Annotated in this window: 22 protein-coding genes; 15 read left to right on the top strand and 7 right to left on the bottom strand. The window is 72.2% G+C overall.

Annotated features, from left to right (window positions below):
• Positions 1-23 precede the first annotated feature (23 nt).
• Positions 24-1,625 carry a cellulose binding domain-containing protein gene (locus ACF09J_RS17540; RefSeq protein WP_392306307.1) on the bottom strand — a complete coding sequence of 534 codons (1,602 nt, stop codon included), beginning with the start codon at positions 1,623-1,625 and terminating at the stop codon, positions 24-26.
• 216 nt (positions 1,626-1,841) lie between these two features.
• Positions 1,842-3,182 carry a radical SAM protein gene (locus ACF09J_RS17545; protein WP_392306308.1) on the bottom strand — a complete coding sequence of 447 codons (1,341 nt, stop codon included), beginning with the start codon at positions 3,180-3,182 and terminating at the stop codon, positions 1,842-1,844.
• A 168-nt stretch (positions 3,183-3,350) separates the two neighbouring features.
• Here ACF09J_RS17545 and ACF09J_RS17550 point away from each other — a divergent pair, with 168 nt between their 5' ends.
• The 3 genes from ACF09J_RS17550 to ACF09J_RS17560 all read left to right on the top strand — a co-directional run bounded on the left by ACF09J_RS17550 (position 3,351) and on the right by ACF09J_RS17560 (position 7,265).
• Positions 3,351-4,598: an FAD-binding protein gene (locus ACF09J_RS17550; protein WP_392306309.1), complete on the top strand. Its 1,248-nt coding sequence runs from the start codon at positions 3,351-3,353 to the stop codon at positions 4,596-4,598.
• Positions 4,599-4,952: 354 nt separating this feature from the next.
• Complete coding sequence (locus ACF09J_RS17555) at positions 4,953-6,107, top strand: cellulose binding domain-containing protein (protein ID WP_392306310.1); 1,155 nt, start codon at positions 4,953-4,955, stop codon at positions 6,105-6,107.
• A gap of 48 nt (positions 6,108-6,155) precedes the next feature.
• Entirely contained in the window at positions 6,156-7,265 is a 1,110-nt protein-coding gene (locus tag ACF09J_RS17560) for a lytic polysaccharide monooxygenase (RefSeq protein ID WP_392306311.1), read from the top strand.
• A 54-nt stretch (positions 7,266-7,319) separates the two neighbouring features.
• On the opposite strand, the gene ACF09J_RS17565 is transcribed toward ACF09J_RS17560, so the two are convergent.
• On the bottom strand, positions 7,320-8,159 hold the full coding sequence (locus tag ACF09J_RS17565) for a CPBP family intramembrane glutamic endopeptidase (protein WP_392306312.1): 840 nt from the start codon (positions 8,157-8,159) through the stop codon (positions 7,320-7,322).
• Positions 8,160-8,364: 205 nt separating this feature from the next.
• On the opposite strand from ACF09J_RS17565, the gene ACF09J_RS17570 reads away from it, so the two are divergent.
• The 8 genes from ACF09J_RS17570 (at position 8,365) to ACF09J_RS17605 (ending at position 16,579) form a co-directional block, all read left to right on the top strand.
• Positions 8,365-9,045 (top strand): HAD family hydrolase, encoded by a 681-nt coding sequence (locus tag ACF09J_RS17570; protein ID WP_392306313.1) that lies wholly within the window; start codon positions 8,365-8,367, stop codon positions 9,043-9,045.
• Between the two features lie 41 nt (positions 9,046-9,086).
• Entirely contained in the window at positions 9,087-9,986 is a 900-nt protein-coding gene (locus ACF09J_RS17575; protein WP_392306314.1) for a DUF3626 domain-containing protein, read from the top strand.
• A 4-nt stretch (positions 9,987-9,990) separates the two neighbouring features.
• The gene (locus ACF09J_RS17580) at positions 9,991-11,232 is read left to right on the top strand and encodes an MFS transporter (RefSeq protein ID WP_392306315.1); all 1,242 of its coding nucleotides are present in this window, start codon (positions 9,991-9,993) and stop codon (positions 11,230-11,232) included.
• 50 nt (positions 11,233-11,282) lie between these two features.
• Positions 11,283-12,209: a homocysteine S-methyltransferase gene (gene mmuM / locus ACF09J_RS17585; protein ID WP_392306316.1), complete on the top strand. Its 927-nt coding sequence runs from the start codon at positions 11,283-11,285 to the stop codon at positions 12,207-12,209.
• A gap of 640 nt (positions 12,210-12,849) precedes the next feature.
• Positions 12,850-13,548: a hypothetical protein gene (locus tag ACF09J_RS17590; protein WP_392306317.1), complete on the top strand. Its 699-nt coding sequence runs from the start codon at positions 12,850-12,852 to the stop codon at positions 13,546-13,548.
• A complete protein-coding gene (locus tag ACF09J_RS17595) occupies positions 13,509-14,930 on the top strand; it encodes a DNRLRE domain-containing protein (RefSeq protein WP_392306318.1) in 1,422 nt (473 codons plus the stop codon). The genes ACF09J_RS17590 and ACF09J_RS17595 overlap by 40 nt, the downstream gene beginning before the upstream one ends.
• Positions 14,842-16,323 (top strand): PKD domain-containing protein, encoded by a 1,482-nt coding sequence (locus tag ACF09J_RS17600; protein ID WP_392306319.1) that lies wholly within the window; start codon positions 14,842-14,844, stop codon positions 16,321-16,323. The genes ACF09J_RS17595 and ACF09J_RS17600 overlap by 89 nt, the downstream gene beginning before the upstream one ends.
• On the top strand, positions 16,304-16,579 hold the full coding sequence (locus ACF09J_RS17605) for a hypothetical protein (RefSeq protein WP_392306320.1): 276 nt from the start codon (positions 16,304-16,306) through the stop codon (positions 16,577-16,579). Before ACF09J_RS17600 ends, ACF09J_RS17605 begins: the two co-directional genes overlap by 20 nt.
• Before the next feature lie 800 nt (positions 16,580-17,379).
• Here ACF09J_RS17605 and ACF09J_RS17610 read toward each other — a convergent pair.
• Complete coding sequence (locus ACF09J_RS17610; protein ID WP_392306321.1) at positions 17,380-18,960, bottom strand: carboxylesterase/lipase family protein; 1,581 nt, start codon at positions 18,958-18,960, stop codon at positions 17,380-17,382.
• A 106-nt stretch (positions 18,961-19,066) separates the two neighbouring features.
• The gene (locus ACF09J_RS17615) at positions 19,067-19,282 is read right to left on the bottom strand and encodes a PLDc N-terminal domain-containing protein (RefSeq protein WP_392306322.1); all 216 of its coding nucleotides are present in this window, start codon (positions 19,280-19,282) and stop codon (positions 19,067-19,069) included.
• A 132-nt stretch (positions 19,283-19,414) separates the two neighbouring features.
• Here ACF09J_RS17615 and ACF09J_RS17620 point away from each other — a divergent pair, with 132 nt between their 5' ends.
• Entirely contained in the window at positions 19,415-19,999 is a 585-nt protein-coding gene (locus tag ACF09J_RS17620) for a helix-turn-helix domain-containing protein (protein ID WP_392306323.1), read from the top strand.
• Positions 20,000-20,028: 29 nt separating this feature from the next.
• Here ACF09J_RS17620 and ACF09J_RS17625 read toward each other — a convergent pair whose 3' ends face one another.
• On the bottom strand, positions 20,029-20,682 hold the full coding sequence (locus tag ACF09J_RS17625) for a ThuA domain-containing protein (RefSeq protein WP_392306324.1): 654 nt from the start codon (positions 20,680-20,682) through the stop codon (positions 20,029-20,031).
• Positions 20,683-20,768: 86 nt separating this feature from the next.
• The gene (locus ACF09J_RS17630) at positions 20,769-21,956 is read right to left on the bottom strand and encodes a YihY/virulence factor BrkB family protein (protein WP_392306325.1); all 1,188 of its coding nucleotides are present in this window, start codon (positions 21,954-21,956) and stop codon (positions 20,769-20,771) included.
• 190 nt (positions 21,957-22,146) lie between these two features.
• Between ACF09J_RS17630 and ACF09J_RS17635 the strand changes: the two genes are divergently transcribed.
• The 3 genes from ACF09J_RS17635 to ACF09J_RS17645 all read left to right on the top strand — a co-directional run bounded on the left by ACF09J_RS17635 (position 22,147) and on the right by ACF09J_RS17645 (position 26,932).
• Entirely contained in the window at positions 22,147-23,781 is a 1,635-nt protein-coding gene (locus ACF09J_RS17635) for an acyl-CoA dehydrogenase family protein (protein ID WP_392306326.1), read from the top strand.
• Between the two features lie 275 nt (positions 23,782-24,056).
• Complete coding sequence (locus ACF09J_RS17640) at positions 24,057-25,397, top strand: GAF domain-containing protein (RefSeq protein ID WP_392306327.1); 1,341 nt, start codon at positions 24,057-24,059, stop codon at positions 25,395-25,397.
• 197 nt (positions 25,398-25,594) lie between these two features.
• The gene (locus tag ACF09J_RS17645) at positions 25,595-26,932 is read left to right on the top strand and encodes a hypothetical protein (RefSeq protein WP_392306328.1); all 1,338 of its coding nucleotides are present in this window, start codon (positions 25,595-25,597) and stop codon (positions 26,930-26,932) included.
• The last annotated feature ends 49 nt before the right edge of the window (positions 26,933-26,981 follow it).

A 26,981-nucleotide genomic window follows, 5' to 3' on the forward strand; every position in this document is an offset into this window, starting at 1 on the left:
CCGGTCCGTCCGCGGGCCCGGGATCAGCCCGTCGCGCAGCCGTGCCCGTTGAGCGTGAAGTCGTTCGGCGTGGAGTTGTGGCCGTGCCAGGTGCCGAGGAAGCCGAAGGACAGGGTGCCGTTCGCGGGGACGGACTTGTTGTACTCGGCGGCGGTGGCGGTGACGCGGGTGCCGTTCTGGGCGACGGTCGCGTCCCACATCTGGCCGACCTGCTGCCCGTCGCGGAAGGACCAGGCGACGCGCCAGGTGTCCAGGGAGCGTGCGGTGGTGACGGTGACCTTGGCCTGGAAGCCGTCGGTCCACTGGTACGTCAGGTCGTAGTCGACCCGGCAGACCCCTGTCCCGCCGCTGTCCGGCCCACCGGTTCCCGTACCCCCGGACGCCGTACCGCCGGACGCCGTGCCGCCCGTGCCGGAACCGCCCGTCCCGGATCCGTCCGTCCCCGGGTCGGGCGAGTCGCCCCCGTCGGCGGTGGCCGAGGCGGTGCCCTGCGGCTCCGGGTCGGGGTTCTCACGCCCCGACCGGGTCGCCGCGCCGCTCGCGGACGACTCGTGGGCCGCGGACACCGAGGCCGCGACGGAGGCGGACGGCAGCGGCTCGGCGGCCGGCGGGCCGGCGTCCGGGTCGAGGGCCGGGCGGCCGTCGGTGACCGGCCGGCGGCCGGCGTCGCCGCTCGCGTCGTCGTTCGCGGAGCCGCCGAACGGCATCATCGACACGGCCAGCGCCAGCCCGGACAGGGCGACCGCCGCGGCGAGCAGGCCGCCGCGCACGAGCCGCGCCCGCGCGGCGCCCCGCTGCGGCTCCTCGCCGCTGTCCGCCGCCGCGGGGCGGCGGGCGACGAGGCGCACCTCGGCGGCCCGGCGGCGGCGCTCCAGGTAGGCCAGTCCGCCCCAGCCGATGACGCCGCCGGCCAGCGCGGCGGGCAGTCCGCCGCCACGCGGCCGCAGGCAGGCGGCGGCCTGGGCGCATCCCTCGCAGGTGGCCAGGTGCCGGGAGAGGTCCTCGGGGGTCTCGGCGGCGGACGCGGGACGGGTGACCGCGTCCAGCAGTCCGGCGTAGCCGCGGCACTCCGCGTCCATCGGGGTGTCGAGGTGGTTGCGCCGGCAGCGGTCCCGGAACAGGGTCCGCACCTGGTCGAGTTCCTCGGACACCCGCGCGGGGTCGAGGCCCAGCCGGCGGGCCACCACGGTCGACGGCAGCGCCTCCACCTCGGCCAGCCACAGCAGCGCGGCGTCCGGTTCCTGGAGGTCCCGCAGGGTGCGCAGGGCGAGCGGCCGCTGCGGCGGCGGGCCGGCCCAGCGGGCGGCCTTGTCGGAGTTGAGCCACAGCCGCAGGTCCGGGTCGAGCCGGTCGCCGAGCCCGCCGGCCTCCCAGGACGCGGCGGTGGTGCGCACGGCGGCCAGCGTCAGCGGGATCGCGGGCAGCCGGGGCGTACGGCGGCCCCGGGACGCGCCGGCCTCGGCGGCCCGGACCTCGCGCACACCCGCGGCGAAGGCCTCCGCGGCCAGCTGCCCGGCCGCGCCGGACCCGGCCGTGCACAGGTCGGCGTAGGAGAGCACGGCGTCCCAGCACTCGGCAAGCAGCGCGGCCTCGGTCGCGTCCTTGGGGCTCGGCAGGTCGGGCATGGGTCTCCTGCATCCACGGGCGAGGTCAACTCTCTGCGCTCAGGGAGAAGTTGGGGGGTACCTCGGGGTAGAGCACGAGCTTTTCACGCCTTTGACACAACTGACAAGCCACGTATGCAATTGTCGTGACGGATCCCGTGGTCCTCAACTCCGCTCCGTAGTACGGACGGAAGCCCCCATACGACTCACGGGACCCGCAAACGCGCCCGCGGAGGGCTACCGCGCCGCGCCCTCGGTCTCCGCCGGCGCCTCCTGCGCCGCCGGCAGGCTGTCCATGAAGGAGCTGACCGAGAACACCGCGTGGCCGGGGCCGGCCGGGCCGTAGCCGGGGGGCGAGGGCAGCCCGAAGTCGTCCATCGTGGCGCGGTAGGCCTCCAGGAGCCGGATGTGGTACTCCAGCGGCGCGCCCTGCGGGTTGGCCTTGCCCAGCGGGGTGGTGGGCTCCGGGCACCAGGTGGTGAAGCGGGGCGTGATGCCGTGCGACATGAAGAAGCGCAGGCCCTCGGTGGTGGACGCGATGGCCTCGTCGACGGTGGTGAAGCCGAAGGGCTCGGCCATCTCCACGCCCGCCACGAAGTTGGGGATCACGTTGCGCGCGCCGAACACCTCGGCGGAGTCCAGGATGCGGCGGTGCCACTCGTCGCGGCCGACGTAGCGCTCCTTGCCCGGGCAGTACAGCTCGAACAGGCGGCGGTCCCACACCTCGAAGTTGGGGTGGTAGATCTGCACGCCGTAGTCCTTGAACCGCTGCACGTCCGGCTTCGGCAGCGCCTGCGCGACGACCTTGCCGATCCAGCGGCCCGGGAAGCGCTCCTCGATGGCCTTGGCGTAGTGGCCGTAGAAGTCGGCCTCGTCGCGGCCCGCCACCTTGGAGGTGACGGCGCCTCCGGTCAGGGTGTAGGCGGTGGACGCCTTCTGCGTGTCGTACCGGTCGATGATGTCCAGTGCCTCCAGGACCTCCTCGACGTCCTTGACGCCGGTGTAGGGCCGGCCGGCCGCCTTGTGCTGGCGCCAGTTGTGGTTGATGTCGCAGTACTGGCACTCCTCCTTGGCGCCGAAGTACTGGCAGACCCGGAAGACGGTGAGGTAGATCAGGTAGCCCCACTGGATGGTCGGGGCGACCTCCATCACGGACTTCCCGTTGGACAGCGTGTGCCGGTAGTACTCGGGCATGGGCGGCACACCGACGTCGGCGATCCGCTTCCCGTCCAGGTAGAGCCCGAGCAGCCCCTCCTCGTCGGCGGCCACGCGGTAGGGCGAGGCCGGGTTCACCCGTACGGAGACGACGGTACGCCGCAGGTCGTACGGTCCGCCGGTGAGGATGATCTCCTCCGGCGGCCGCCGCAGCGCGGCCTCCCCCAGCTCGGGCAGGGTGCCGTGGTCGAAGGAGAAGATGAAGTACGACTTCGGCTTGACCTCGCCGCTCTCGTTGTCGCTGAGCGCGGACGGGTCGAAGGCCACACCGCCCCGGAGCAGATCCTCCTTGAAGACGGCCTCCCGCGGCACGTGCGGGAAGCGCTCCATCAGATCCTCGACCAGCTCGGTACGGCTGCCCATCCCGTTGACTCCTCCCGACTCGCGTGTACGACTTCTCACGGTATGCCTCCGCTCGCGCGCAGGTCGTGCCGGGTCCCCCGCACGGAGGCGGTGAACCTCTGTCCGGCGGCCGTCGGGTACGTTCCCCGTGACCTTGTGGGCCGTGGTGTGAGGGCGAGGAAGAGCGGGATGACCGGGACGACCGTGACCAACTGGGCGAAGAACATCACCTACAGTGCCGCGGAGGTGGAACGGCCGGGCTCGCTCGACGCGGTGCGGGAGCTGGTCGCCCGCAGCGCGCGGGTGCGGGTGCTGGGCAGCGGGCACTCCTTCAACGAGATCGCCGACCCGGGCGCCGGGGGCACCCTGCTCTCCCTGGAGGCGATGCCCGCCGAGGCCGACGTCGACACGGCGGCCCGCACGGTCCGGGTGGCCGGCGGCCTTCGGTACGCGGAACTGGCCCGCCACGTGCACGCGCGCGGTCTCGCCCTGCCCAACATGGCCTCCCTGCCGCACATCTCGGTGGCCGGGTCGGTGGCGACCGGCACCCACGGCTCCGGGGTGAGTAACGGTCCGCTGGCCGCCGCCGTGCGGGAGGTGGAGATCGTCACCGCGGACGGCTCGACGGTCACCATCGGCAGCGGCGACCCGCGCTTCGGCGGGGCCGTCACCTCCCTCGGCGCGCTCGGAGTGGTCACCGCGCTCACCCTCGACCTGGAGCCCGCCTACGAGGTCGAGCAGCACCTGTTCACCGAACTCCCCCTGGAGGGACTGGACTACGAGACGGTGGCGGCCGCCGCGTACAGCGTCAGCCTGTTCACCGACTGGCGCGACCCGGGCTTCCGCCAGGTATGGCTCAAGCGGCGCACCGACCAGCCGCTGCCCGCCTTCCCCTGGGCGGTACCGGCCAAGGTCGCGCTGCACCCGGTGCCCGGCATGCCGGCCGAGAACTGCACCCAGCAGTTCGGCGTGCCCGGACCCTGGCACGAGCGACTGCCGCACTTCCGCGCCGAGTTCACCCCCAGCAGCGGCGCCGAGCTGCAGTCCGAGTACCTGCTGCCGCGCCGGTACGCCCTCGACCTCCTGCACGCGCTCGACGGAATCCGGGGGACGGTCGCCCGGGTGCTCCAGACGTGCGAGATCCGCACCGTCGCCGCCGACGAGCAGTGGCTGAGCCCCTGCCACGGCCGGGACACCGTCGCCGCGCACTTCACCTGGATCGAGGACACGGCGACGGTCCTGCCGGTGGTACGCCGACTCGAAGAGGCCCTGGCCGGCCTCGACGCCCGCCCGCACTGGGGCAAGGTGTTCACCACCCCGTCGGCCGTCCTGCGCGACCGGTACCCGCGACTGGACGACTTCCGCGCGCTGGCCCGGGAGCTGGACCCGGCCGGCAAGTTCACGAACGCCTTCCTCGCCGACCTCCTGGCCCCGTGACCCGCACCTGAGCCCACACCACCTTGTAGGCGCGGTCCGCCGCCTGCTCCACGCCCCACCGCTCGGACACGGCGGCCACCAGCACCAGCCCACGCCCGCCCTCGCCGTCCGGCAGCGGGTCGAGGAATGGAGCGACGGAGCGCGCCGCGGTGGACACATCGCTGGGAACCGGACATGCGGGCGTGAACGGCTGAAACAGCGCGCTCCGCACTCTCTTTTTTTGTCTCACTCACACTCTTGTCAGGGACATGAATCGCTTCCTATAGTCCGTTCCAAACGATGGGAGCGCTCCCACGGAAGCGCGAACGGGAGCACCCCTCCTCCCTCCGACGTCGCCCCTCGAAGAGGCCCCCTATGCGACTGCTGCCCCATCGGCTCGACACCGCGCGCGGTGTGCTGTGCGCACTGCTCACCGCTCTCGCCCTGGTCGCCGCCTTCCTGGCGGCCGCTCCGGCGGCGCACGCCGACACCCAGATCTGCGACGCCTACGGAACGACCACGATCCAGGGCCGCTACGTGGTCCAGAACAACCGCTGGGGCACCAACGCCGCCCAGTGCATCACCGTGACGGACTCCGGCTTCCGGATCAACCGGGCAGACGGCTCGGTGGCCACCAACGGCGCGCCGAAGTCGTACCCGTCCGTCTACAACGGCTGCCACTACACCAACTGCTCACCCGGTACGGCGCTCCCGGCCCGGCTTGACACCATCTCCAGCGCGCCCACCAGCATCTCGTACGGCTATGTCAGCGACGCGGTCTACGACGCCGCCTACGACATCTGGCTGGACCCGACGGCCCGCAAGGACGGCGTGAACCGGACCGAGATCATGGTCTGGTTCAACAAGGTCGGCCCGATCCAGCCGGTGGGCTCGCAGACCGGCACGGCCACGGTCGCCGGCCGGTCCTGGCAGGTGTGGTCGGGCAGCAACGGCTCCAACAACGTGCTGTCCTTCGTCGCCCCATCGGCGATCAGCAGCTGGAACTTCGACGTGATGGACTTCGTCCAGCAGGCGGTTTCCCGTCAACTGGCGTCGAGCAACTGGTACCTGACGAGCGTGCAGGCGGGCTTCGAGCCCTGGCAGAACGGCACCGGGCTCGCCGTGACGTCGTTCTCCTCCGAGATCCGCACGGGTGGCAACGGCGGCGGCGGAGGCAACGGTGGCGGCGGGGGCGGCAACCCCGGTGGCCAGACGGCCTGTTCGGTGACGTACGCCACGAACGTCTGGACGGACGGGTTCACCGCCGACGTCACCGTCCGCAACACCGGTTCCGCGGCGGTGAGCGGCTGGCAGCTCGGCTTCACCCTGCCCTCAGGGCAGCGCGTCACCAGCGCCTGGAACGCCACGGTGAACCCGTCCTCGGGCGCCGTCACCGCGACCGCCCTGTCGCACAACACGCAGATAGCGCCGGGCGGCAGCCAGACGTTCGGCTTCCAGGGCACCTACAGCGGCACGTTCGCCGCGCCGAGTGCCTTCACCCTCAACGGCACTGCCTGCACCAAGGCCTGAGACCTACACGGAATACCCGATCACCCCAGCAGGAAGGAAGGACCGAAAGTGGCTCGACGCAGCAGACTTCTGTCGGTGGCGGCGGCCTTCGCCACCCTCCTCGCGGCACTTGGCCTGACCCTTCTCGGTCAGGGCCGCGCCGAGGCGCACGGCGTGGCGATGATGCCCGGTTCGCGCACCTATCTGTGTTACGTGGACGCCCGCACGGCGACCGGCAGCCTCGACCCGACGAACCCCGCGTGCCGGGACGCCCTGAACAAGAGCGGTGCCACACCGCTGTACAACTGGTTCGCGGTGCTCGACTCCAACGCCGGCGGCCGGAACCAGGGTTACGTGCCGGACGGCACCCTGTGCAGCGCGGGCGACCGCTCGCCGTACGACTTCTCCGCCTACAACGCGGCCCGCGCCGACTGGCCCAGGACGCATCTGACCTCCGGGTCCACGATGCAGCTCCAGTACAGCAACTGGGCCGCGCACCCGGGTGACTTCCGGGTCTACATCACCAAGCCGGGCTGGTCGTCCGCGTCCCAGCTCCGCTGGGCCGACCTGGACCTGATCCAGACGGTCAGCAACCCGCCGCAGGTGGGGTCGCCGGGCACCGACGGCGGCCACTACTACTGGAACCTCGCCCTGCCCTCCGGCCGTTCGGGCAACGCGCTGATCTTCATCCAGTGGGTGCGCTCCGACAGCCAGGAGAACTTCTTCTCCTGCTCGGACATCGTCTTCGACGGTGGCCACGGTGAGGTGACCGGCATCCGCGACTCCGGCTCGGGGACTCCGACCCCGACGCCCACTCCCACCCCGACTCCGACGCCCACCCCGACGCCGACTCCGTCCGGTCCGCAGACCGGCTCCTGCATGGCCGTGTACAACGTGGAGAACTCCTGGAGCGGCGGCTTCCAGGGCTCCGTGGAGGTGATGAACCACGGCACGGCACCGCTGAACGGCTGGACGGTGACCTGGAAACCCGGCACCGGTACCAAGATCGGCACTGCCTGGAACGGCAATCTGACCACGGCCGGGGACGGCACGGTCACGGTCAGGAACGCCGACTACAACCGGACCGTACCGCCCAACGGCAGTGTCTTCTTCGGATTCACGGCCACGTCCACGGGCAACAACTATCCGGTCGGCTCGATCAGCTGCACGGCGAGCTGACACCCGCACCACGGGCGCGCCGGAACCCCACCGGCGCGCCCTCCCTTCCGCACCTCACCGCAGGATCAGCACCGCCAGCGTCCCGATGACCGCGTCAGCGGCCACGTGCACCAGGTAGGGGACCAGGATGCCGCCGCTGCGCACGCGCAGGACACCCAAGGCGAATCCCCAGGCGCCCGCCATGAACACGCCGGTGAAGCCGGACGGGAAGCCGCCGAAATGCGCGGCCCCGAACAGCAGGGCCTGAAGCACCACGGCGGCCCCGGTGCCCCAGGCCGAGGCGGGTTCGGTCAGCAGCACTCCGCGGAAGAGCGCCTCTTCCCATACCGCGTTGACCAGGGCGAACGCCACGATGCCCAGGATCGCGAGGCCGAGTGGGAGGCGTTGCAGCTCCCGAAGGTACTCCGCCGGCTCGGGCCGCACCCCGAGCGCCCAGGCCGTGAGTGCCAGGGCGCTGAGCACGACCGTGGCCAGGCTCAGCCAGAGGGTCCCGGCCGTCGGCGAACCACGCCTCAGCCAGGGCGCGGCCGGGCCGAGGGCAGCGTGACGACCGGCGAGCAGGAGGCATCCCAGAGGCAGGACGCACACCAGGACCGTGGTGACGGCGGGCGGCCAGCCGGAGAGCATCCCCACCGCGAGACAGCCGAAGAGCGGCCCGGCGAACACCGCCGCCCGGACCGCCGCCGCCGATCGCAGAACCCCGGCCCAGGCGGCCAGCAGCACGACTCCGAGGCCCACGAGGGCCATCCGCACCGGCACCCCCGGCCCGACCGGAACGACCACGCAGGCCCCGAGCCCGACGACGCAGGCGCCCGCACGCCCGGCGCGGACGGGCGGGACGCCGGTCTCGGCACCAGTCCCCGACGACGCCGAGCCGTCCAGTCCGGAGGTCATGGCATGTCTCCATCCGCGGGCTGGCCAGGTCCCGCACATCCTGCCGGACGGCCCGTCACTGACGAGACCGGGACTCTTGTCCGACAGCCGACGTGGAGCCGTCGGGGCGGTTTCGCCCGATCGCCGCCTTCGAACTTCGCGAGCGCCTTCGAACCTCGCGAGCGGTTCGATGCCCTCCGCACGGCGCTGACCCTAGGCTGCGGGGATGACCAAGCCGATTGAACTCGTCATATTCGACTGCGACGGCGTGCTGGTGGACAGCGAACGCATCGCCGCCCGCGTCCAGGTCGCCCTCGGCGCGGAACTGGGTTGGCCGCTCACCGAGGACGAGGTCGTCGACCGGTTCATCGGCCGCTCGCATGCCGCCATCCGCGAGCAGATCGCCGCCCGGCTCGGCGAGGAGACCGCCGCGATCTGGGCCAAGCGGTTCGAGCAGCTTCACCGCGAGGCGGTGGACGCCGATCTCGCCCCCGTCGAGGGGCTGCCCGAGGCACTCGACGCGATAACCCTGCCGACGTGCGTGGCCTCCAGCGGCTCCCACGAGAAGATGCGCCACACCCTGGGCCGCACCGGGCTCTACGACCGCTTCGCGGGCCGCATCCACAGCGCCACCGAAGTCGCCCGCGGAAAGCCCGCCCCGGACCTGTTCCTGTACGCCGCCCGGCAGATGGGCGCCGACCCGGCCGCCTGCGTGGTGGTCGAGGACAGCCGGCCCGGCGTCCTGGCCGCCCGCGCGGCCGGCATGCGCGCCTTCGGCTACGCCGGCGGGCTGACCCCGGCCGAACGCCTCGAAGGCCACGGCACCACCGTCTTCCACGACATGCGCGAACTCCCCGCCCTCATCACCGCGACCGTCCCCAATCCTCGACGGGCTGCCGGCGGGTAATCCGGGTGCACCGGTCGGCCGGCTTGGGGAAGACTGTGCGGATGAGATCCGCGGCCTCTCCCACAGCGCAGGAACTGGCCCTTCGTCATGTCGCGGAACTGGCGTCGGGCCCGCCGATGGATCCGATGCTGCGGGTGACGCTCAACTTCCACCCGGACCGTCTGCTGGACGGCAGGCCGATCCTGGACGTCATGGCCGAAGACGGCGTCTACCGCTCGCAGTTCGTCACGGGGATCAGCAACGGCGGACTGACCGCGTTTCCCGGCGGCGACCGGTGGCGCTGGGAGAGCCGGATCTTCAACGGGGCGTACGACGAGGCGCCCGCTCATGAGCGGCCGGTCTACGGGGCGCTGAACTTCCGTCGCAGGCCGCTCGGCGGAGCACCGCGGTTCGGCTCCGCGCACTTCCGGCTGACGGCCGAGACGCTGCCGCGGACCACGTTCTGTTACCCGGACAGTTTCCTCGAGCCCTCGGATTTCGGTGTCGCGGACCGCATGGGCCTCATCGCGCTTGCCCTCGCCGACCGCCAGGACGATCTGGACGACTACGTCGAGGCGCAGGTGCATGGACCGGTCCGGCCGGACCGCCATGTCGAGGCGTTGGTCCTGGACCCCTGCTACCGAGGCACGACCGTCGAGGCGGCGGCCCTGCGCCTTGGCTGCCCCGTGGAGTGGCACCCCGGTTTGCGGATCGCCGTCGAGGAACTCCGCCGTCATCCCGGCTACCGCGGTCAGGAATACGTCGATCTGGGCGCGCGGATCGCGGTCGACGGCGTGCTCGATCCCCGCATCGTCGGAGACGCGGCGCGGTCCGGCCGCCATGACCCTCAGGCAGTCAAGAAGGTCTGGCACTACCTGGCGCGCTACGGGGCGCCCCGGAACAACCGGGCCCGGCCTCCCGGAGCGGCGACGTCGAGGGCCGTGGAGCTGGACGCCGGGTGAGTAGGTGAGCCCCTCGAGTCTGTGGCGGGATGGCGACTTCCGCGGGCTCTGGGTGGGTCAGACGGTCTCCCAACTCGGCGAACACGCGAGCCTGGTGGTTCTGCCGCTCTTCGCCGTCCTGACGCTCGGCGCCGATGCCGGCCAGTTGGGCGTCCTGCGCGCGGTGGGGCAGGCGCCGATCCTGTTGCTCTCGCTGTTCGTGGGCGCGTGGGTCGACAGGTGGCGGACCCGCACGGTGATGGTGCTGGCGGACGCCGGCCGGGCCCTGGCACTGGGCGCCGCCGCCGTGGCCGGCCTCCTCGGCCGGCTCGGCCTGCCCGCGCTGTTCGTGGTCGCCTGTGCCGTCGGGGCCCTGTCCGTGTTCTTCGACGTGGCATACCAGGCGTCTCTCGTACGGCTGGTCGCACGCGATCAGTTGGTGCGGGGCAACAGCGCGCTCGAGGGAAGCCGGTCCGCGGCCCAGATCGGCGGTCCCGCCCTCGGTGGCGCCTTGGTGTCACTGCTGTCGGCGCCGATCGCCGCCGCTGCCGGCGCGCTGTTCTTCGCGTTGTCGTTCCTGTCGGTCCGACGGATCCGCCGGACCGAATCACTCCCGAAGCGCTCGGAACGCCCCCCTCGGGTCTGGCGGCGCATCCATGAGGGCCTCCGTTTCGTCGCCGGCGACGCCTCGTTGCGGACCGTGTGCCTCGCCTCGGCCGCCTTCCAGTTCTCCTTGGCGGCCGCGATGACTGTCTATCTGCTCTTCCTGCCGCGGGAACTGCACCTGTCGGGCGCCGTCGTCGGGCTGGCGCTCGCCGCGACGGGGCCGGGCGCGCTCCTGGGTTCGGTCCTGGCCGCCCGTCTGCCGCTCCGGTTCGGCCATGGCGCGGTGCTCGTGTCCGCGGCGGCACTCGGGGACGGCGTGTTCCTGTGCGTGCCCGCGGTGCACGGCTCCTCCACGCTGACTGTTCCCGTGCTGCTCGTGATCAACTTCGTGTTCGGTGCCGGCGGCCAGTTGGTGAATGTCACGGTCATGGCTGTCCGGCAGGCCCTCACCCCGGACGGGATGCAGGGCCGCGCGGCCGCGACGATCACATTCGTCGGCATGGGCCTGACCCCGCTCGGCTCGTTGCTCGGCGGATTCCTCGCGCAGGAGTGGGGGCTGCGCACCAGCCTCCTGGTGACGGCCGCGGGCATGCTGCTCTCCCCTGCGCTGATGGCCCTGTCCCCGCTCGCCCGCCTGGGACGGACGCTTCCGGCCTCGTAGCCGGCCCGGACCCCGTTCCCGGGTGCCAGGTCATCGATTAGCGTCGAGGCATGGACGGCGTCACCTCCCCCGCCCTCGCCGACGCGCTCGCCGGTGGGGCTGTTGTGCTCGACGGGGGGATGTCCAATCAGCTGGAAGCGGGCGGGTACGACCTGAGCGACGAGTTGTGGTCGGCGCGGCTGCTGGCCGAGCGGCCGGAGGCGGTCGCCCGGGCGCATCTGGCGTACTTCGAGGCGGGGGCGAGCGTCGCGATCACCGCGAGTTATCAGGCCACCTTCGAGGGGTTCGCGAGGCGGGGAGTCGGGCGGGAGCGGGCGGCCGGACTCATGAGGCTGAGTGTGGGGACGGCGCGGGAGGCGGCGCGGCGGGCGCGTGCGCTCGGGGTGGTGCGGCCGTTGTGGGTGGCCGCGTCGGCGGGGCCCTACGGGGCGATGCTCGCCGACGGCTCCGAGTACCGGGGCCGGTACGGGCTCACCGTCGACGAGTTGGAGCGCTTCCACCGTCCCCGCCTGGAGGTGCTGGCCTCCGCCCGGCCCGACGTGCTGGCGCTGGAGACGGTGCCGGACACGGAGGAGGCGCGGGCGCTGCTGCGGGCGGTGCGCGGGCTGGGGGTGCCGGCCTGGCTGTCGTACACCGTCGCCGGTGACCGTACGCGCGCCGGGCAGCCGCTGGAGGAGGCGTTCGCCCTGGCCGCCGACGCGGACGAGGTGATCGCCGTCGGCGTGAACTGCTGCGCGCCCGGTGACGCGGCCGCCGCGGCGCACACGGCCGCCCGCGTCACCGGCAAGCCGGTCGTGGTCTACCCCAACAGCGGTGAGTCCTGGGACGCCCGGTCCCGCTCGTGGACCGGCCGCTCCACCTTCACCCCGGACCAGGTGGCACGCTGGCGCGCCGCCGGTGCCCGGCTGATCGGCGGCTGCTGCCGGGTGAGGCCGGACGCGATCGCGGAGATCGCCCGCGTGCTGGCGCCCCGGTAGCGGTCCCACGGCACCCTTACGGGGCCGGCGGCCGACCGGCCGCGTGGACGGAACACCCGTGCGCCGGCCGACACCTGCGTGCCGGTTGGCTCCTTCGGAGACGTCCCGAGCGGAGGGCCGGGCATACGGTCGTACGCCGCCAGGGCGAGGACGCGGACCTGTTCCGAAATTCCTTGCTCAGACCACTCCTTGTTCCCAGCGTGCGAATTCGGGCTGGGGACGTATGAGGGTTGGCCGGTGGATTGCGTTCATTGACTCGACGTGAGCGATCTTGCTTTAATCTGCGCGTCTGTGGCGGATGTGTGCCTGCCGAGTGAAGGAAAGGGGCGGGCCTGATGTGTCTTCCCTTGCGCCGCTATCGGATTGCGCGGGCGGAGCCGGCTTTTCTGTTGAGGCCCGAGTTGATCAGTTCGTCCCGGGTGGCCGCACGCGTCGGGGTGTCCTGGAGCTGACTCGGCATCGTGATGGGTGCTCCAAACGAAACGACCAACCGGCTGGAGCCGGCATTCGCGCTTTCTTTATGAACAACACATGAACTTTGAGGATATGAATAATGCTTCATTGGAGAGCGGCGGTGGGTCGGCCCGACCGGCCGCCATCGCGCTGGTCACGACGGATAGCGGGCGTGTTGGTGTTGGCCTTGGCGCTGGACACCGGTGCGGCGGTGGGCGCGCCAGTTCAGGCTTCTTCCCGTTCCGCCCCTGAGCCTGCCGTCGGCTCGATACCTGCACCGGTGCGGGTTGAGGGTCCGGCCGAGGCGGAGGACCTTTCCTGGGCGCGGTACATGGCTCAGTCGCAGGGGCGCGGGATTGAGGCGTTGTCGGAGCGGACGGCGGACTCGACGACCTTCGTCAACCCTGACGGTTCGCTGACGACAGAGGCGTTCACCGGCCCGATCCGTGTCCTGCGGGAGGACGGCGTCTGGCGGCAGATCGACACCACGCTGGCTCTGGAAGCCGGAGATCTGAAGCCGGTAACTACGGTGGCGGACGTGGCGTTCTCCGACGGCAGGGACCGGCGCCTGGCGGCGGTACGGTACGGGGGTCGCACTTTCGGGATGGACTGGCCGACTGCTCTGCCCGAGCCGGTGGTTGACGGCAGCAGCGCCGCCTACGCCCTGGGCGGTGGCGCGACGCTGAATGTGACAGCTCTGCCGCAGGGCTTCGAGCAGACCATCGTGTTGGACGAGGACCCGGGCAAGGCGCCGTCGTACCGGATCCCGATGCGTCTCGAGGGCTTGGAGCTGTCCAAGGACGCAAGACCTCGATCGAGAAGACTCCGGACGGTTCCACGACCCTGGTGCTCACTCCGGATCCGGCCTTCTTCGAGCAGGACCTGACCTACCCGGTCACGGTGGACCCGACCTCCACCTTGGCGGTCACCACCGACACCTGGGTGCAGAAGCCCGACTATCCGGACTCCCAACAGGGATCTCAGGAGCTGAAGTCCGGCAGCTACGACGGCGGCACGCACGTCGCCCACTCCTACCTGAAGTTCGACGTCTCGAAGTTCAAGGGCACTCACATCCTCAAGGCGACCATGTCGCTCTACTCGTACTACTCCTCCTCATGCGACACCACGAAAGCACCGACCGTGGCGAAGCGGATCACCTCCAGCTGGGACTCCGCCAAGATCACCTGGGCCACCCAGCCCACCACCAGCGACACCAACTCCTCCAGCAACACCGGCCGCTGGGGCTACGACAGCACCTGCCCGCCCAACTGGTCCAACTGGGGCATGACCAAGCTGGTTCAGGACTGGGCCGACGGCCAGCCCAACTACGGTCTCCAGATCTCCAGCGCCGACGACAAGGACGTCACCGCCTGGCGGCGCTTCCGCTCCGCCAACTACACCACCGTCGGCTACGCGCCCAAGCTGGTCGTGGACTACAACACCAAGCCCGGTACTCCGACCCTGGTCGCACCTGCCACGGGGGCAGTGACGACCAACGGCAAGCCCACCCTGCAGGCAAAGGCCACCGACGCGGACGGCGACACCGTCCAGCTCACTTTCGAGGTCTGGAAGTCCGACGGCACCGCCGCTCTCCAGACGGGCAAGTCGGCGTCCGTGGCCTCCGGCACCACTGCGAGTTGGACCCCAGCCACCGTGCTCGCAGGCGGCGCCTACAAGTGGCGCGTCCAGGCGTACGACGGCACGGACACTTCCGCCGCCTGGTCAGGGTGGAACACCCTCACCGTCGACAGTTCCGCACCCGCGTCCCCCACGCTCACCAGCACCAGCCATCCATCCATCCTCCAGCACTTGGTATGCGGCCAAGGACTTCACGGGTACGCTCGCGGCCACCGCGACCAGCGGCATCTCCGGCTATGCGGTGAAGCTCGACCAGTCGTCCTCCACCGCACCCGGCACCACGGTCACGCAGACCGGAACCGCCCTCAGCTGGACCGGCCGCACCGACGGCACGTGGTGGGTGCACACCGCTGCCAAGAGCAACGCCGGCCTGTGGTCCCCAGCCAAGCACTTCAGGTTCAACGTCGACACCACTGCGCCCGGAATAGCCACCGACCTCAAGTCCCCCACTCATCCGCTCAGTACCAGCGCCTACAACTCGCGCAACGCCTCCTTCAGCTGGGCGGCGCCGGCGGACCTCTCCGGTATCGCGGGATACGCGGTGAAGGTGGACAGAACCGCGACGACTTTGCCGGCCACCACCGACGCCTACCAGTCAGGAACCTCCTACACCACCACCGGCACCGGTGACGGCACCTGGTACCTCCACGTACGGGCCAAGGACAACGCCGGCAACTGGTCCACCGCCGCGGCTCACTTCGCGTTCACAGTCGATTCCGCCGTGAACCCGCCCGTGATCACCTCCAGCACTCATCCCGACCAGACCGACGCGTACAGGTCCGGCGACTTCCGTGCCACCTGGACGCCCCCTGTGGGCGGCGCCGGCGGGTACAGCGTGCTGGTCGATGCGACACCCACCACGGTGCCGCCCGCGACGATCACCACGACCGGCACCACACACAGCACCAGCAAGACCGACGGCACCTGGTACCTGCACGTCCGCGGCATCGACAACACCGGCACGTGGGGTGACACCGCCCACTACCGCTTCACCGTCGACACCACTCCCCCAGCCGCCCCGCTCGTCGACTCCGCCGACTATCCGGCGGACGCCTGGAGCGGCGACGCAGGCCTGCCCGGCATCTTCACCGCCACCTCCCAGGACGCCCGGCTGGCGAGGGTGAGTTACCGCCTCGACGGGGGCACCACGACCACCCTGAACACACGCAGTGCGACCACGAGGATCACGCTCACACCGGACACCACGGGAAGCCACCTGCTCTCGGTGACCGCGACCGACACTGCCGGCAACACCTCAGCCGCCACCACCTACACCTTCCATGTCGGCACCGCCGGCCTCACGGCTCCCCTCAGCGGAGAGCAAGTAGGTCACATCGTTTCCTTGGCCGCAGCCGGCCCCGACGACCTCACCGGTGCGACCTTCCACTACCGGCGCAGTGAGGCGAACACCTGGGCAACCATCGATCCCAGCAGTGTCACGCTGGCCGCCGGCGGGAAAGAGGCCACTTGGCCCGTCGGTATGACCGAGGGCAAGACCCCAATGCTGAACTGGAACACCGACGCGCTCACCGCCGACGGAGAACTCCGGATAAGAGCCGTGTTCACCGGGGCCAACTCGCCCGCCCCCTCGGACGAGGTGACCGTCGAGCTCAGACGTGTCACAACCCTGAGCCCCGGCCGCACGCACACCCTCGTCAACCCGACCGTGGTCCAGGCCTCCGCACTGAACATCGCCCAGGCCCGGGCCGAAGCCTCTCCCGAGACCCTCGCCCCGCCCTACCTCGACCAGACCAGCGGCGAGATCATCGCCCCGGTCACCACCGCCGCCGCCGAGAACACCGCGACCGCGCCGATCGAGGTCACGGATGTCCCCGCCGACCAGGGCAGCGACGACGCCAGCCTTCCCGACGCGCCCGAGGAGCCCGACGGCAGCACCACCACCGAGGACGGCGTCGCCGATCCGGCCGAGACCACCAGTGCCACCGTCACCCCCGACACCAGGATCGTCGCCCACAGCCAGTCCGAGCTCGAGCAACGGATCGGTGGCTCACAACATCACTGAGGCTGTCAAGAGCTCGGGCAAGTGCGTCATCGGCGGAGACTCCGGCGGTCCGGTCTACACAGTGCTGCAGTCGGGCAAACAGCCGGGCTACGTGTACGCGAAGGGAATCATCTCGGGTGGGAGATGCTCCAGCCTCTTCAGCAGCAACAACAGTGACCACGACTGCAGCGATGCCACTGACCTCGACTGCGTGGTGGATTTCACGGACATCGCACTCGCCGAGAAGGCCCTCCCCGGAGGAGTGAAGAAGTGGTGACCGCTGCTAAGAGGAGCACCGCACTGCTGGCCGCATGCGGAGTTCTCATGCTGACCTCCGCATGCGGAACCGAAGATTCCTGCACAATGGCCCAGGCCGCCTCCTCCGTGAACGTGCGCCTGCTGAGGGCCGACTACCCGGATCTCGCGGGCGGCTCCTTCCAGCTGTGCGCCGCAAGCCACTGCGCCCGCGGGACACTCCAGCCGGCGTCGCTTCTGAGTACCCACGTGTTCCTCCCGAGCGACGTGGGAGCTCGCGCCGTCACCGTCCGTCTGCGCCTCACCGCACCCGGAGCGCTCTCGCCCAGCGTCGACCAGAGCACGACGACCACGCTCATCAGGACCGACACGATCTGTGACGGGACGTACTACTGGCGTGAACTGGCGCTGACTCCGGCCGGCGGTTTGAGCGAGTCGGTGCCGACAACAGGTCCGTGGGACTTGAAGAACGCCGCGAGGCCTACCGCACCCCCGGCCCCGCCCTCGACGGCTGGTACCTCGCAAGAGCCAACGGACCGCACAACGGTGAGCCCCTCGCCGTGATCCGCTGACGTCCCGGACCAGGGCCTGCCCCTTCGGGCGGGCCCTGGTTGCGGGCCGGCGGGACACGGCGGTGGCCCGCATGCTGTCGAACCCGTGGGAGGCGCACCACCGCGCCCCGTTCAACGCCCGCCCAGTTGTCAGGCGGTTCGTACCGGGCGCGGCCCCAGGACGAGACGGAACCCACCCGGTCGCCGTCGGCAGGCCGGTCGTGCCGGGCCCGCCCGGTTCCGGACACGGCTCCCCCGAGCTAGGGGCTCGTCAGCGGCCGCCCACACCCCCCGGGCGGCGCAGGCGGCGTACGACCGCTCGGAGTTCCGCGGCGCGGGGCCGGGCGCCGTTCGAGGCGGGGAGCGGCTCGGGGGCGGTCGTCCACAGGGCGAGTTCGGCGTCGCGTGGGCCGTGGGTCGTGTGTGGGGGGCCGTCGCCGAAGACGCGTACCGGGTGGGTGGCGTCCCAGGGCTGCCAGCCGGGGTCGCCGTCGGTGGCGAAGCGTACCCAGGCCGCGTGCAGGGCATCGGCCAGCTCCTGCGGGGCGCCCTCCCCGGCGAGCCTGCGCGAGTCCGGGGTGTCGCCGGTGTCGAAGACGAAGCCGAGTTCCAGGGCGTGGCAGGCGCCGAGGTCGGGCAGCAGCGAGGGCCAGGCGAACTCGTAGACGTACGAGGAGCCGGGGCGGGCGTCGGCCAGGCTGTGCAGCGGACGGCGCAGCAGGTGGTCGGTGACGAGCTGGCCGACGATCTCGGCGGTGCCGGCCCCGGGGCGCAGCGCCCGGTAGCCGCGCATCACCTCGTGCCCGCAGTGGCAGCGGGCCATGGCGCCGGCCAGCGCGACCGGGCCGAGCCGGTCGACGCGCTCCAGCAGCGCGCCGGGGACCAGCCACAGCCGGTACTCGTCGCGGGTCCAGCCGAAGAGGAGCTCCGCGCCCCGTGCCGCGTCGCCCTCCACCAGGGCCCGGAGCGGGTCGCGCGGGACGAGGTCGCCGTCGACGACGATGCCGAAGGCGGGCCCGCCGAGGACCGGGCTGCTGAGCCGGCCGACCTCGGCCTGGGTGCGCAGCAGCAGGTCCCGGTCGACGGCGGCGAACGCCTCCGCGGTGGCGGGCACCTTCAGCCGGGCCGCCATGCGGCGCACCATCCGCCGTACGTTGCCACGGTCGGCGGCCTCCGGAGGGCCGCTCTGCAGGACCGCGCGCCGGAACAGGCCCTGGGCCTGCGGGGCGGCGATCAGCGCGCCGATGCTGATGGCTCCGGCCGACTGGCCGCACAGGGTGATCCGGTCCGGGTCGCCGCCGAAGGCCCCGATCGACTCGTGGACCCAGCGCAGGGCGGCGAGCTGGTCGCGCAGGCCGGGGTTGGCGGGGGCGTCCGGGAAGAGTCCGTAGCCCTCCACGCCGAGCCGGTAGTTGACGGACACCAGGACGACGCCGTCACGGGCGAAGGCCCGCCCGTCGTACACGGGCACGGCGGAGGAGCCGCGGGTCAGCGCGCCGCCGTGCAGCCACACCATGACGGGGAGCCGGGCGCCGGAGTCGGGGACGGGTGTCCACACGTTGAGGTTGAGGCAGTCGTCGCCGGGGACGACCGGGTCGGACAGGTACCGGGCGAAGGCCTCGGAGTACGGGGGCTTCGGCGCGGTCGGGCCGAAGGAGGCGGCGTCGCGCACACCGTCCCAGGGCTCGGGCGGCACCGGCGGGCGGAATCGCCGGGGGCCGAAGGGGGGCGCCGCGTACGGAATGCCGCGGAACACGGCCACGCCGTGCTCATGTCTTCCTCGCACCGCCCCGTAGGGGGTGGTGACCACGGGGTCCGATCTGTCGCCTCTGCCGGCTCCGTCGGCCGTCATGCGTCCACCAGCCCTTCACCGCGCGCGGCACCGGTATCAGGGAAGCGCTCCGGCGCCTCCCGGTATTCCGGCGCGCGGGCCGTCGGCACGGCCGGCTGGTGGACCGCTACCGGTTCTCGCTGCGGCCGAACCTGAGGTAGGCGGCCAGGCCGATCACGTTGCCGAAGGCGCAGAGGGCCAGCCACGCCTGGGGCGGGAGCTGCCGGGTGTCGGGGTGCCGCGAGATGTCGATCATGCAGTAGATGGCGGGGATGAGCGCCACCAGCGGCACGAGGGCCATCCACGGGGTGGGGAACGACGCGGGGAAGGAGTCGGCCGGCACGGGAGGTTCCTTCTCGGAGGGCGGACACGGTGTTCAGGGACGGGTACCGGATCAATTCCGAATCGATGCCGATCAATCCCAGCGGTGGGAACATTACCAACGCTGGGAAGATATGGCTACTAGGGTGACGTCGTGACCACCGCTGATCTCCTCCTCCATCCGGTCCGGCTGCGGATCGTGCAGGCCTTCCTCGGCGACCGGGCGCTGACCACCGGCGCGCTCAGGGAGGAACTGTCCGACGTGCCCTCCACCAGCCTGTACCGCCATGTGGCGCGCCTGGTGGACGCCGGTGTGCTGATGGTCGTGGCGGAACGGCAGGTGCGGGGCGCCGTGGAGCGCACGTACGTGCTGCGGGCCGCCGCCGCGAAGATGTCCGCGGACGAGGTCGCACGGATGAGCCCCGACGACCACCGCAACGCCTTCATGGCGTTCGTCGCGGGCCTCCTCGACGACGCCGACCGCTACCTCGCCCGCGAGGACGCCGACCCGGTCCGGGACGGAGCCACGTACAACCTGGCCGGGATGTGGCTCGACGACGCGGAGTACGCCGCCATGCTGAACGACCTGGTCCGGGTGCTCCAGCCCCGCCTGGCCCTGCCGCCCGGTCCGGGACGCAGGCGGCGCATCCTCGCGACGGTCCTGCTGCCGGGCGAGGACGGCCCGCAGGGCCCTGCGGGCGGGCACGCGCACGGTCCGACGGACCGTACGGCGCCGTAGCGACGGCCGCCGAGCCCCCGTCCCGCGCCTCAGCCGGTCGCGAGTCCCGCCGCCCACTCGATGCCGCCGCGCAGGTGGGCGCGGAACTCGGGGTCCGTGTAGGCCTCGGAGGCGTGGCCGAGGGCCGTGTAGAAGACGCGGCCCCGGCCCTGTTCGCGGCACCACACCAGAGGGTGGTCGGCGCCCATGCCGCCGCCGCGGTACGACGACTCGTCGGCGCGGGCCAGGACCCGTACGGTGTCGCGCGGGTTGGTGCGGAAGTCGTACCACTCGTCGGTGAAAGCCCACTCGGCGGGCAGGTGGCGGGTGGCCGGATGGTCCGCGTCCTCGACCAGGACCCGGCCCGGCTGGTACTCCGGGTGCCGGGCGAACCGGGCGCCGAGCAGTTCGCCGTAGTACGGCCAGTCGTACTCCGTGCAGGCCGCCGCGTGCACCCCGACGAACCCGCCGCCCTGCTCGACGTACGCCGCGAGGCGCTCCCGGCCCGCCGGGGTGAGCACCTCGCCGCTGGTGGAGAGGAAGACGACGGCGTCGTACCGCTCCAGGGGCCGCGCGAGAGCCTCGGGGGCCTCGGTGTGCTCCACCTCGAAGCCGTCGAGGGCGCGGAGTGCCGCGACGGCGTCCGGGATGGAGTCGTGGCGGTAGTCGGCGGTACGCGTGTGCACGAGGAGTCGGCAGCCCATGGCGGACGACCCTACGTCCCCGGAGATCCGCGCGGCAGGCCCAGGGCCACGGGTCCGCGGGCGAGCGGCGCGGACCGGGGGTCAGGTCACTCTTTCGACGGGTTCGAACGGTTCGACGAACCGTTCTGCTCGTCCTTGTGCGGGCTCCGCGCGTGCGTGCTGCGCACGTGGGACCGCAGCCGGGCCGTCACGTCCTCCGGGGGCAGGAAGCGCGACCAGCGTTCGGGGAACTCCGCGGGCATGTCGGGGTCGTCGGGGTCGTCGGGCTCGTTCTCGCGGGTCGCGGCGGCGCGGGCGACGTACTCGGCGATCTGCGCCTCGCGCACCCGCTCGTTGGCGGCGCGGGCCGAGGCCGTGGCGGCGGCCGGCCAGACCCGGTCGATGGCGGCGTTGACCGCCGCCCCGACGAGCACGGCGAACGCGGACACACCGATCCACAGCAGCACGGCGACCGGCGCGGCCAGTGAGCCGTAGATGGTCGGGCCCTCCACGGTGCTGGTCAGGTAGATGCGCAGCAGGAAGCTGCACACCACCCACATCGCCAGGGCGACCAGCGCGCCGGGCACGTCCTCGATCCACGCGGAGCGCACCGGCACGGACACGTGGTACAGCGTCGTCAGGAAGACGACGGACAGCACGATGACGACCGGCCAGTACAGAACCTGGACCACCGTCGTCGACCACGGCACGATCCGCACCACCGCGTCCGGTCCCGCCACCATCAGCGGCAGCGCGATCGAACCGATCAGCAGGGCCACGATGAACAGCCCGAAGGCCAGCAGCCGGGTCTTGACGATGCCGCGCACGCCGTCGAGGCCGTACATGACGGTGATGGTGTCGATGAAGACGTTCACCGCGCGCGAGCCCGACCACAGGGCGAACACGAACCCGATGGAGATCACGTCGGGCCGGCCGCCCTTCATGACGTCCCGCAGGATCGGCTCGGTGATCTCCTTGACGCCCTGGTCGGACAGGACCGTGCGGGAGGCGTCCAGGATGTTGCGCTCCAGGCTGGCGATGGTGTGCGCGCCGGTCCAGGTGTCGACGTAGAAGAGCAGTCCGATCAGGCTCAGCAGCAGCGGCGGCACGGACAGCAGGGAGAAGAACGCCGCCTCGGCGGCCAGACCCAGGATCCGGTACTCCATGCACGAGTTGACCGTGTCCTTCAGCAGCAGCCAGGCGGTCCTGCGTTTGGATACGTTCCGGTAGAGGGCTCGTGCCCGGTGGAGGCGGCCGGAGGGCCTTTCGGGGGAATCGCTGGCTGACTGCTGCACGACCCAAAGGTATCTCCGTCCGTCCCCCTCACCTTCACCCGCCAAGGGGACGGGCCACCAGGCAGGACCCGGGAAGGACCCATCCGGACCCGGCCTGCCCGGTGCGGGGCGGCTCCGTGGTGGCCCGGCGGCCCCGGTGTCCGGCGTCCGTGTGATGCCCGGAGCCGTACCGCGCGGTAGGTTCCGTTCCATGGCACCCAGCACGCACACCGTGACCAACCAGCCGCCGCCGCTGGTCGGCTACGACGTCTTCGCCGCCGACCGGGCCCTGGCCGAGGCGGTCGGGCGGCACGTGGAGCCGGGACTGCTCGACGAGGTGCGCGGGGAGCTGTCGGCCCTCGGGCGGGCCGCCGGCTCGGCGCAGGTGCAGGAGTGGGGAGCGCAGGCCAACGAGAACCCGCCGCGGCTGCGCACCCACGACCGCTACGGCCACCGCGTCGACGAGGTCGAGTTCCACCCGGCCTGGCACCGGCTCCTCGGCAAGGGCGTCTCGTCCGGGCTGACCGCGGCCTGGACCCGGCCGGCCGGGCATGTGCGGCGGGCGGCCGCCTTCCTGATGTGGACGCAGGTCGAGGCCGGCACCTGCTGCCCGTTGTCGATGACCCACGCGGCCGTGCCCGCGCTGCGCACCGACCCGGAACTGGCCGCCGAGTGGGAGCCCCGGCTGACATCCGTCGTCTACGAGCGCGAACCGCGGCCGGCGCACCTGAAGGCCGGGGCGCTGTTCGGGATGGGCATGACCGAGAAGCAGGGCGGCAGCGACGTACGGGCGGGCACCACCGCGGCGCGGCCGCTCGCCGAGGACGGCGCCTACGAGCTGACCGGGCACAAGTGGTTCTGCTCGGCGCCGATGTCGGACGGGTTCCTGGTGCTCGCGCAGGCCCCTGGAGGGCTCACCTGCTTCCTGGTGCCGCGGGTGCTGCCGGACGGCACGCGCAACGTGTTCCTGATCCAGCGGCTGAAGGACAAGCTCGGCAACCGGTCGAACGCCTCCGCCGAGGTCGAGTTCGACGGGACCTGGGCGCGCCGGGTCGGTGAGGAGGGGCGCGGGGTGCGCACCGTCATCGAGATGGTCGCGGCGACCCGGCTGGACTGCGTGCTCGGGTCGGCCGGCCTGATGCGGCAGGCGGTGGCGCAGGCGGTGCACCACTGCGGGCACCGCGAGGCGTTCGGCGGCAAACTCGTCGACAAGCCGCTGATGCGCAACGTGCTGGCCGACCTCGCGCTGGAGTCGGAGGCGGCGACGACGCTCGCGCTGCGCCTGGCGGCCGCCTACGACGACGGGGGCGAGCAGGAGCGGGCGCTGCTGCGGATCGCGGTGCCGGCCGCCAAGTACTGGGTCACCAAGCGGTGCGCGCCGCTGACCGTGGAGGCCTCCGAGTGCCTGGGCGGCAACGGGTACGTGGAGGAGTCCGGGATGCCCCGCCTGGTGCGCGAGTCGCCGCTCAACTCGATCTGGGAGGGCGCCGGGAACGTACAGGCGCTGGACCTGCTGCGGGCGCTGACGCGGGAGCCGGAAGCGCTCGACGCCTATCTGCGGGAGGTGGCTCCGGCGCGCGGCGCCGACCACCGTCTCGACGCGGCGATCAAACAGTTGCTCACCGAACTCGCCGATCTGGCGGGCATGGAGGCCCGGGCGCGGCGGCTGGCCGAACGGCTGGCGCTGGTGCTCCAGGGGGCGCTGCTGGTGCGGTTCGCGCCGCCGGAGGTCGCCGACGCCTTCTGCGCCTCGCGGCTGGGCGGCGAGTGGGGGGCGACGTTCGGTGCGCTGCCGCACACGCTGAACCTGGCGGCGGTGGTGGACCGGGCACGGCCCGCGCACTGACGCGGGGGTGGTGCTGCGCCGACACGGCACCACCCCCGCTCGTCGGCCCGTTGCAGGCCGGGACGCCGCGCGCGGCGGCGTTGCACAAGTTTCAACGAACCCCATGCTGTTCACCAGGGTTGCAAGGGGTTGCAACGCGCGGGCCGGATTGAGCGGATCGCGGCCTTCCGGGACGGCCGTGCGGCAGGGTGGACGGGGCGGCCGCGGTGACTCGGCGGCATGGCCCCGGCGCGGTGGGGAAGTCGGTTGCCCGACCCCTTTCATGGGAGGACTCAGTGGCCAAGGCGCCGGTGGACGTGGCGCGGCTCGTCGCCGTCGATCCGGCGCAGGCGGCAAGGGTGCTCAAGGAGACACGCGCGGCGACGCTCGCCGGGCAGCGGGCGCGGGTGGCACCGCGTCCGGTGATCGGGCAGTCCTGGGAGCGGCTGCTGCGCGGCGGTCTCGACCCCAAGCGGGACGCCCGTTCCGGGCTGTTGGCCGGTGAGGAGGTGACGCTGCGGCGGGAGGCGTCCCCGCTGCGGCATGTGCTGCCCGCACTGTGGGAGGGGCTGCTGCCGGCCGCGGCCGCCACCCCTCATGTCGCCGTGGTCGCCGACGCGGAGGGCCGGGTGCTGTGGCGGGAGGGCGGTGCGCAGGTGCTGCGCCTGGCCGACGGGATGGGTTTCGAGGTCGGCGCCGACTGGCGGGAGGAGGCGGTCGGCACCAACGGGGTGGGCACGGTGGCGGTGCTGCGCCGGCCGGTGCAGGTCTTCGGCTCGGAGCACTTCCTGCGCGCGCACGCGTCGTGGACGTGTGCCGGGGCGCCCGTCACGGACCCCCGGGACGGGCGGCTGCTCGGCGTGGTGAACGTCAGCGGCCCGCTGGAGACCATGCATCCGGCCTCGCTGGCCTGGGTGGGCTCGGTGGCGAAACTGGCCGAGGCGACGCTGCGGGAACTGCATCTGGCCTCGCTGGAGCGACTGCGGGCGGTCGCGGCGCCCGTACTGGCCCGGCTCGACCGCCGGGCGGTGGTGGTGGACGCGGACGGCTGGACGGCGGCGGTGACCGGAATGCCGTACACGGCGCGGATCCCGCTGCCCAAGTCCCGTTCGGCGGGCCCTGTGTGGTTGCCCGGGGTCGGCCCGTGCTCCCTGGAGCCGCTGGCGGACGGCTGGTTGGTGCGGGTCGGCGCGGAACCGGCGCCGCCCGACGGCGCCCGGATCGTGCTGGACCTGGCCCGGCCGCGCCGCTGGTCGGTGACCGTGCTGGGCGACGAGGGCTCCTGGACCCACGAACTGAGTCCACGTCACGCCGAGTTGCTCTATCTGCTCGCCGCGCAGCGCTCCGGCCGCAGCGCCTCGCAACTGGCGGAGGACGTGTTCGGCGATCCGGCCCGCAAGGTGACCGTGCGCGCGGAGATGTCGCGGGTACGGCGCTATCTGGGTCCGTACCTCGAGCACCGCCCCTACCGCTTCCGCGAGGACACCGACGTCGAACTGCTCCTGCCGGACGACCCGGCCGACCTGCTCCCCCACTCGGCGGCGCCGGCGGTCCGAGCGGCGCCGGCGGCGGGCGGGGAGCATGTCGTCACCGTGCCGCGAGTGGCGCGGGTGGGTGACCCCGGCGGCCTCCGGTAGGTCAAGGGTTCGGCCGCCGGTGGCATCTTCCGCATATTTGCAGGGTCTTCGACCTCTCGCGGGCCCGACTGCCGTAGCATCGCCGCAGGGCCGCCCCAACCGCTCCTCGGTCAACGCTCGGACCTTCCGAAGCAGTTGGCCCGTGTGTGCGGAACCCGGCGTCCCGGAGGCGGACCGAGCCCTGAAAAGGGGGCTGTATGAAGCAGCGCGGCAGACACCGCAGGCGCAGACGGGGCAGGGCGCTGCGCGCGCTCCTGGCCGGGGCCGGCCTCGCGCTGACCGCGACCGCCACGATGATCAGCACCTCGCAGGCCACGGTCGCCGACGACCCCGGGGCGCTCAGGCCCCTCACCTCGTCCGCCGAACTCGACCGGCTGCGGCTGACCGAGCAGCCGGTGCCGCAGCGGTCCCTCGACCGGCTCGCCAAGGCGATGGGCCGGCCGGTCGGTGTCGACACGGTGCTCAGCGGCACCGACCGCTCGCTGCGCCGCGCCGACGCGTGCGGCGCCGAGGAGAAGAAGGCACTGCCCGTCGAACCGGCGGCCACACGCGCGTACTGCTGGGACCCCGCCGACTCCGCCACCCGCCTGTGGCGGCCGGAGTCGGTGACCACCTCCGGGGACGCCGAGAGCGACGGCCGCTGGGGCGACCACCGCGTGATCCTCTCCGGCTGGACGCACGAGGCCGGCGACGGCCGCGGTCTGGCCCGGGTGGCCTTCGTCAACGCCGACGACCCCGGCCACCTCACCTACACCTGGGCGCTGCTCGCCGTCCCGGTCGACGGCGGACGCGACTTCCGCGGGCTCGTCTCGGACGTGTCGGGGATGGTCTGGTACCGGGACAAGCTGCTGGTCACCACCTCGGGCGACGAGCGCGACGCGCTGTACGTCTACGACCTGCGCCGCATCCACCGCGCCACGGTCGGCGGCGAGGAGGTGGGCCGGGTGCCGGGCGGCTGGTCGGCGCACGGCTACCGGTGGGTGCTGCCCGCGGTCGCCTCCTACCGCCCGGCCGACGGCAACTGCGTCCGGGAGGCGGGCACGGACCTGTCCGCGCCGCCCTGCCCGGACGGCCTGTCCCTGGACCGCAGTTCCGCGCCGGCCAGCCTGGTCGCGAGTCAGGCCGCGCCCACGGAGGGCGGCCACCACACCCGTCTGTGGCGTTACTCCTTCAGCCAGGACCCCGGCCGCTCGGGTCTGCTGGACACCGACGCCGGCTCCACGGTGACCTCCACCGAGGCCTACGGGACGAAGGCGGAGGACGTCCGGGGCGTCCTGTCGCACCGCCCGAGGCCGTTCGCACCGCCGGACTGGTATCTGGGCCGCCCCGCGGACGAGGGCACCCACGGCACGCTGTGGCGGCAGGACGAGCGCGGAGCGAAGGCCGCCACGTGCGGCTCCGAGGACACCCACCGCTGCTGGGGCGAAGGCACCGGCTCCCTGTCCTACTGGCAGGAGACCGGCGACGTCTGGTCCCTGTCGGGCCGGATGCTGTTCGCGCTGCCGCTGGCCGCGGTCGAAAGGGAACTGCGGTAGGCCGCACGGGAGCCGCGACAGGTCCGGGTCGGCGGGCGCGTCCCGAGTG

Origin of the sequence: Streptomyces sp. NPDC014889 (assembly GCF_043081205.1) — a bacterium.
Classification (GTDB): domain Bacteria; phylum Actinomycetota; class Actinomycetes; order Streptomycetales; family Streptomycetaceae; genus Streptomyces.